Raw genomic sequence first — 6,963 nt, 5'->3', positions numbered from 1 at the left:
CGGGCGGCTGCCCGAGGGCGAGGCCCTGCGCTGGGAGATCGCGGTTCCCGAGAGCCTCGCCTTTCCCGGCGACGAGGGCGACCTCACCGAGATCCTCGGCAACCTGCTCGACAACGCCCGCAAATGGGCCCACCGCCGCATCCGCGTCTCGGGGCGCGCGGAGGGCGGGGAAGGCTGTGTGGTGCTGGAGGACGACGGCCCGGGCATGAGCGAGGCGGCGATCGCCGGCATCGCCCGCGGCCGGCGCTGGGACGAGACCCGGCCCGGCACCGGCTTCGGCATCGCCATCGCCCGCGACCTCGCGGAAGGGGTCGGCGCGCGGATGCGCCTCGGCCGCTCCGAACTCGGCGGCCTGCGGGTGGAGGTGCGCTGGCCCGTCCCGGCCGCCTGACGGCGGCCCGCGCGAAAAGCCTCAGGCCGCCGCCTGCCCGAGGGCGCCGAGCAGGTCGGAGCGGCAATAGGGCTTCGGCAGGAAGCCCGCATCGGGCAGCGCGTCGGGGTTGGGCCGAAGCCGGCCCGAGGTGACGACGAGGCGGATATGCGGCCAGCGCGCCCGCACCCGGGCCGCCAGCGTCAGCCCGTCCATCGAGCCCGGCATGTCGATGTCGGTGAACAGCGCGTCGAAGGCCTGCGCCCGCCCCTCCAGGAGCTGCAGCGCCGTGTCGGCGTCCGGCGCCTCGGCCACCGGCAGGCCGGCATCCTCCAGCATGTCCACGGCGACCATGCGCACGAAGCACTCGTCCTCGACGACGAGGATGCGGGGCGCGGGGGACGGACGGGTCGGCTCGGGGAGGGAGGTCATCGGTGAGCGGAGCGGGCTGGCGTGGGTCGAAGGGAAACGGTCTTCCTCAAAGAGCCCGCGCGGCGATTGGTTTCAGCGGAGCCGCAGAAGATTTCATGAAACATTTGCAATAAATCGCGGCAGGACCAGCACGCCGGCCGCTCGGCGGACTGCGTATTGCCACCCCCCTGCCTTTGCATTACGGAGCCCGAAACCGGGTGCTCGAGGCCCGCCGTGACGCCTTCATGACGACGCCCCTGGCCCTTCCCGTCGGCGCCCGCGACCGGCACCCGCCCCGCTCCTCCGCGTCCCCGCCGCAGCGTTCCGCCACGACGCCGATGGGCTCGGGCCGGGGAGCCGAGCTGCCTCCGGTATCGGCGGGGCAGGAAACCGTCCTGGAGAACCGTCTTGGCGGCTAAATCCCCGGCGTCATCCCAGACGTCCGAGTCACCGGCGTCCGAGTCCCCGACGTCCGAGTCCCCGACGTCCGAATCCGCGAGCCCGCCCGCCGGCGCTCCCGCACTCGCGAAGGTCGCCACCGGCATCGACGGCTTCGATGCCATCACCTTCGGCGGCCTGCCGAAGGGACGGCCCTCGCTGATCTGCGGCGCGGCCGGCTGCGGCAAGACGCTGTTCGCCACCACCTTCCTCGTCAACGGCGCGACCCGCTTCGGCGAGCCCGGCGTGTTCATGAGCTTCGAGGAACGCGCGGAGGATCTCGTCGCCAACGTCGCCTCCCTCGGCTACGACCTCGACGGGCTGGTGGCCCAGGGCAAGCTCGCCATCGACCACGTGCGGGTGGAGCGCAGCGAGATCGAGGAGACCGGCGAGTACGACCTCGAAGGGCTGTTCATCCGCCTCGGCTTCGCGGTGGATTCGATCGGCGCCAAGCGGGTCGTGCTCGACACGATCGAGACCCTGTTCGCCGGCTTCTCCGACGAGACGGTGCTGCGCGCGGAGCTCCGCCGCCTGTTCGGCTGGATCAAGGACCGCGGCCTGACCGCGATCATCACCGGCGAGCGCGGCGACGGCCAGCTCACCCGCCAGGGGATGGAGGAATACGTCTCCGACTGCGTGGTGCTGCTCGACAACCGCGTCGAGGACCAGGTCACCACCCGGCGCCTGCGCGTGGTGAAGTACCGCGGCTCGGCCCACGGCACCAACGAGTACCCGTTCCTGATCGATGCCGAGGGCATCAGCGTCCTGCCGGTCACCTCGGCGGACCTCGACTACAGGATCGCCGAGGGCGTGATCTCCACCGGCATCGCCGGCCTCGACGCGATGCTCGAACCCGGCGGCTTCCACCGCGGCACCAGCATCCTGATCTCGGGCGAGGCCGGCACCGGCAAGACCATGATCTCGTCGAGCATGATCGACGCGGCCTGCACCCGGGGCGAGCGCTGCATGGCCTTCGTGTTCGAGGAGAGCGGCCAGCAGATCGCCCGCAACGCCCGCTCCATCGGCCTCGACCTCGCCCGCCACGTCGCGGCGGGCCTGCTGCGGTTCGAGGCGGCGCGCCCGAGCCTCTACGGGCTGGAGATGCATCTGGCGCGCATGCACCGCGACATCGACCGGTTTCAGCCCAGCCTGGTGGTGATCGACCCCCTCTCCGCCCTGCGGGGACCGGCCGTCGAGCTGCAGGCGACGATGCTGCGCATGATCGACATGCTGAAGAGCCGCGGCATCACCGCCGTCTTCACCAGCCTGCGGGAGGACGGCGAGATCGACCACGAGGCCGCCATCGGCGTCTCCTCGCTGATGGATGCCTGGATCAAGCTCCTCAACGTCGAGACCAACGGCGAGCGCTCGCGCACGCTCTACGTCATCAAGGCCCGCGGCATGCGGCACTCGAACCAGGTGCGCGAGTTCACCCTCTCGAGCGAGGGCATCGCGCTCATCGATGCCTATATCGGCCCGGCGGGCGTGCTGACCGGCACCGCCCGGATGGTGCAGGAGGCGGAGGAAGCCGCCGCCGCCCTGCGCCGCGAGCAGGAGAACCGGCGCCGCCAGCGCGAGGCCCTGCGGCGGCGCCAGTCGCTGGAGCGCCAGATCGACGAGCTGCGCGCCACCCTGGAAGCCGTGGAAGAGGAAGAGGCCGTGCTTCTGAACGAGGACGCGATGCGCGAGGCGGCGCTGACGAGCGAGCGGCACGACCGCGCCGCCCGCCGGGGAGGCACGCAATGACCGGGTCCGGGCCGAGGGGCGAGGACGGCGAGGCCGCCGACGGCGCGATCGACGACGGCCGCTACCGCCTGCGCCTCTACGTGGCCGGGCAGACCGCCAAGTCGCTCGCCGCCATGGCCAACCTCAGGCGCTTCTGCGAGGAGCACCTCGCCGGCCATTACGACATCGAGGTCATCGACCTGATGAAGAACCCGCAGCTCGCGGCCGGCGACCAGATCCTGGCGATCCCGACCCTGGTGCGCCGCCTGCCCGCGCCGCTCAAGCGCATCATCGGCGATCTGTCCAACACCGAGAAGGTGCTAGTCGGCCTTGATATCCGGCCCAAGGATCTCGGATCGGCGGATCTTGGATCGCCGGATCTCGTGTCGAAGGCGGACGGGCTTTGAGCGGCGGGGAGGTCAGGGACGGCGGCGTGGCCGGGCGCACCCGTCTGCGCCTCTACGTCGCCGGCACCTCGCCGCGCTCGACCCGCAGCATCGAGAGCGTGCGCCGCCTGTGCGAGCGCTGGCTCAAGGGCGCGTGCGACCTCGAAGTGGTCGACATCTACCAGCAATCGGCCCTCGCGGGCGCCGACGGCGTGGTCGCGGCGCCGACCCTGGTGCGGCTCTCCCCCCTCCCCGCCCGGCGCATCGCCGGCGACCTGAGCGACGAGCGGCGCGTCCTCGACGGGCTGGAGCTCGACGAGGTCGCGGGGGCGGACCGGCGCGAGACCGTGGGCGGGGGCGCCGATGAGCGCTGAGCCGGCTGCCGCGGTGCTGGCCGAGGCGCAGGCGCGCATCCGCGAATTGGAGTCGCGCCTGGAGGAGGTCGAGGACACCCTCGCGGCGATCCGGCGGGGCGATTTCGACGCCATCGTGGTCGAGGGGCCGGCCGGCGAGCGGCTGGTCTACACCCTGGAGAACGCCGACCGGCCCTACCGGGTGCTGATCGAGCAGATCCAGGAGGGCGCCTTCACCCTCGGGCCCGACGGGACGCTGCTCTACTGCAACCGCCGCCTCGCCGAGACCCTGGGCACCCCGCAGGAGCGCCTGATCGGCCAGCCCTTCGCGCGCTTCGCCGCCCGGGGCCAAGTGGCCGCCCTCGCCACCCTGGTCGCCCAGGCGGCGCGGATGCCGGCCCGCGGCGAGATCGCCCTGTGCGACGAGGGAGGGAACGAGCGTCCGGCCTACCTCTCGCTGAGCCGCCTCGACGGCGACGGCGACACCCTCCTGCTCTGCGGCGTGCTGACCGACCTGACGGCGGAGCGGCTGCGGCTGCACGAACTCGCCGAGGCCAACGAGCGCCTGCGCGCCGAGGTCGCCGAGCGCGAGCGGATCGAGGAAGCCCTGCGCCAGAGCCAGAAGATGGAGGCGGTGGGCCAGCTCACCGGGGGCGTCGCCCACGACTTCAACAACCTGCTCACCGTCATCAAGTCGTCGACCGACCTGCTCAAGCGCCCCGACCTCGCGGAGGAGCGCCGCCGCCGCTACGTCGACGCCATCTCCGACACGGTGGGGCGGGCGGCCAAGCTGACGGGCCAGCTCCTCGCCTTCGCCCGGCGCCAGGCGCTCAAGCCCGAGGTGTTCGATGCCGGCCGCGGCGTCGCGGCGGTGGCCGACATGGTCGGCACCCTGACCGGCGCGCGCATCCAGGTGAAGACCCTGATCGAACCCTGCTTCGACGCCGCGGGCGAGCCCTTCGCCTGCCTCGTCGAGGCCGATCCGAGCCAGTTCGACACGGCGCTCGTCAACATGGTCGTCAACGCCCGCGACGCCATGGACGGCGAGGGCACGCTCACCATCCGCGTCGGCCATGCCGGGCAGATCCCGGCCCTGCGCACCCACCCGGCGGTGCCCGGCGACTTCGTGGCGGTGTCGATCTCCGACACCGGCTCCGGCATCGCGCCGGCCGACCTGTCGCGGATCTTCGAGCCGTTCTTCACGACCAAGGGCGTCGGCCAGGGGACCGGGCTCGGGCTCAGCCAGGTCTTCGGCTTCGCCAAGCAGTCGGGCGGCGACATCGCGGTGGAGAGCGTGCCGGGACAGGGCACGACCTTCACCCTGTTCCTGCCCCGCGCCAAGGTCGCCCCGACGCTCGCCGAGGCCGTCGACGAGCCCGAGCCCCTGGCCCCCGGCCACGGCACGTGCGTGCTGCTGGTGGAGGACAACCGCGAGGTCGGCGCCTTCGCGACGCAGGCGCTCGCCGAACTCGGCTACGGCACCGTCTGGGCGATGGATGCGGAGCAGGCGCTCGCCGAACTCGACCGGACGCCGGACCGGTTCGACGTCGTGTTCACCGACGTGGTGATGCCGGGCATGAACGGGGTCGAACTCGCCCGCGCGATCCTGGGCGAGAGACCGGGCATGCCGATCGTGCTCTCCTCCGGCTACAGCCACGTGCTCGCCGAGGACGGACGCCACGGCTTCCCGCTGCTGCACAAGCCCTACTCGGTGGAGGATCTCTCGCGCATCCTGCGCCGGGCGATCCAGCGGCGCGGCATCCGCTCCAAGTGATACCATTTCCGGTTGATCGCTTCGGGTTTGTCCCCTCCCCGTCATCGCGAGCGTCAGCGAAGCGATCCAGGGCGCGACCTCTCCGGACAGGGCGCGCCCTGGATTGCCACGGCTTCGCCTCGCAATGACGAAGGAAAGACCGGATCGATCAGCCTTAGATTTTATATTTTTTCCTTTTCCCGCATGCGTTTGCGTTGCGGACAAGAAAAAAGGCTCGGATCGCTCCGAGCCTTGAAGGGAAAAGGCCATTGGGGGCTGAACTGGCCTTCGTAACCAGACAATGCGCCGGAGGCGGATCGGTTCCGCAAAAAAGTTTCGCGAAATCTCGTGCCGGTTTCAGCGCGGTGCCGCGGCCCGGCGCAGGCGGTCGTTGATCGCCTCGCCCAGGCCCTCCTCCGGCACCGGGACGACGGCGATGGTCGGCGCGCCGGAGGCGTCGAGCCGGCGCAGCGCCCCGAACAGCCGGGCAGCGGCCTCCGCCGGATCGCCGCGCTCGCTCAAGGATTCGACCGCCGCCGCCCGCTCCAGCCCGGCGGGACGAGAGGCGCCGAACAGCAGGACCGCCTCCCCCGGCTCGATGCCGGTCGCGTCGAGCCGCACCCCGGCCCGCGGCGCGTAGTGCGAGGCGAGCAGGCCCGGCCCCACGGGCCGCGACCCGGGATCGCCCGCCGCCTCCGGATCGAGGCCGAGCAGGGCGGCCAGCGCCGCCCGCGTCACCCCGCCGGGGCGCAGCAGCCGCGGCGGCCCGCCGAGGCAGGCGACCACGGACGACTCGACCCCGACCGGGCACTCGCCGCCGTCGAGCACGGCGGCGATGCGCCCGTCGAGATCGGTCAGCACGTGGTCGGCGCTGGTGGGACTGACCCGCCCCGACCGGTTGGCGGAGGGCGCCGCCACCGGCCGCCCGACCCGCTCCAGCAGCGCGCGGGCGGTGGCGTGGGCCGGCACGCGCAACGCCACGGAGTCGAGCCCGGCGCGGGCGAGATCGCAGACGGAACCGGTGGGGGCCGCCGGTACCACCAGGGTCAGCGGCCCCGGCCAGAATGTTTTCGCCAGCCGGAGGGCGGCTTCGTCGAACACGCCCTCGGCAAGCGCGGTCTCGATCGTCGCGACATGGGCGATCAGCGGGTTGAAGCGCGGGCGGCCCTTGGCCGCGTAGATCGCGGCCACCGCCTCCGGGTCGGTGGCGTCGGCCCCGAGCCCGTAGACCGTCTCCGTCGGCAGGGCGACGAGGCGGCCCGCCCCGATCAGCGCGGCCGCCCGCGCGAGGCCGTCCGCGTCGGCGGCCAGGCGCAGCGTGGGAATGGTTGACGGTGGGGCGTCCATGTCGGAGTGGATGCGAGGAAGAGCGGCCGGCCGTAAACCCTGCGACCGCAAGCCGTCAAACGGGATCGCTGCCTTCGCGGGCCGCGGGAGGAACGTGAGAAGACCATGAGCTATCGCGCGCCCGTCGAGGAGATGGCCTTCACCCTCCGCCACGTCGCGGGGCTCGACGCCGTGCTGGCG

Annotated in this window: 8 protein-coding genes; 6 read left to right on the top strand and 2 right to left on the bottom strand. The window is 72.3% G+C overall.

Going from position 1 to position 6,963, the window contains the following annotated elements:
* The coding region (locus MFF42_RS22125; RefSeq protein WP_238257798.1) for an ATP-binding protein at positions 1-391 on the top strand (391 nt) is incomplete at its 5' end.
* Between the two features lie 21 nt (positions 392-412).
* Here MFF42_RS22125 and MFF42_RS22120 read toward each other — a convergent pair.
* Positions 413-802 carry a response regulator gene (locus MFF42_RS22120; protein ID WP_238257796.1) on the bottom strand — a complete coding sequence of 130 codons (390 nt, stop codon included), beginning with the start codon at positions 800-802 and terminating at the stop codon, positions 413-415.
* 522 nt (positions 803-1,324) lie between these two features.
* On the opposite strand from MFF42_RS22120, the gene kaiC reads away from it, so the two are divergent.
* Genes kaiC through MFF42_RS22100 form a run of 4 tightly spaced genes read left to right on the top strand, consistent with a single transcriptional unit; the run spans position 1,325 to position 5,457 of the window.
* Entirely contained in the window at positions 1,325-2,965 is a 1,641-nt protein-coding gene (gene kaiC / locus MFF42_RS22115; RefSeq protein WP_238257800.1) for a circadian clock protein KaiC, read from the top strand.
* A complete protein-coding gene (locus MFF42_RS22110; protein ID WP_238257792.1) occupies positions 2,962-3,351 on the top strand; it encodes a circadian clock KaiB family protein in 390 nt (129 codons plus the stop codon). Before kaiC ends, MFF42_RS22110 begins: the two co-directional genes overlap by 4 nt.
* Entirely contained in the window at positions 3,348-3,704 is a 357-nt protein-coding gene (locus MFF42_RS22105) for a circadian clock KaiB family protein (protein ID WP_238257791.1), read from the top strand. Before MFF42_RS22110 ends, MFF42_RS22105 begins: the two co-directional genes overlap by 4 nt.
* Entirely contained in the window at positions 3,694-5,457 is a 1,764-nt protein-coding gene (locus tag MFF42_RS22100; protein WP_238257789.1) for an ATP-binding protein, read from the top strand. Before MFF42_RS22105 ends, MFF42_RS22100 begins: the two co-directional genes overlap by 11 nt.
* A 336-nt stretch (positions 5,458-5,793) precedes the next feature.
* On the opposite strand, the gene MFF42_RS22095 is transcribed toward MFF42_RS22100, so the two are convergent.
* The gene (locus MFF42_RS22095; protein WP_238257788.1) at positions 5,794-6,783 is read right to left on the bottom strand and encodes an L-threonylcarbamoyladenylate synthase; all 990 of its coding nucleotides are present in this window, start codon (positions 6,781-6,783) and stop codon (positions 5,794-5,796) included.
* Positions 6,784-6,888: 105 nt separating this feature from the next.
* Here MFF42_RS22095 and MFF42_RS26620 point away from each other — a divergent pair.
* Positions 6,889-6,963 (top strand): acyl-CoA dehydrogenase N-terminal domain-containing protein (locus MFF42_RS26620; RefSeq protein ID WP_373875207.1); only part of this gene is annotated, 75 nt, incomplete at its 3' end.

The organism is Methylorubrum podarium (assembly GCF_022179745.1).
GTDB lineage: Bacteria > Pseudomonadota > Alphaproteobacteria > Rhizobiales > Beijerinckiaceae > Methylobacterium > Methylobacterium podarium.
The sequence above is the reverse complement of the archived record's forward strand: the minus strand, read 5'-3'. Positions and strand labels throughout refer to the sequence as shown.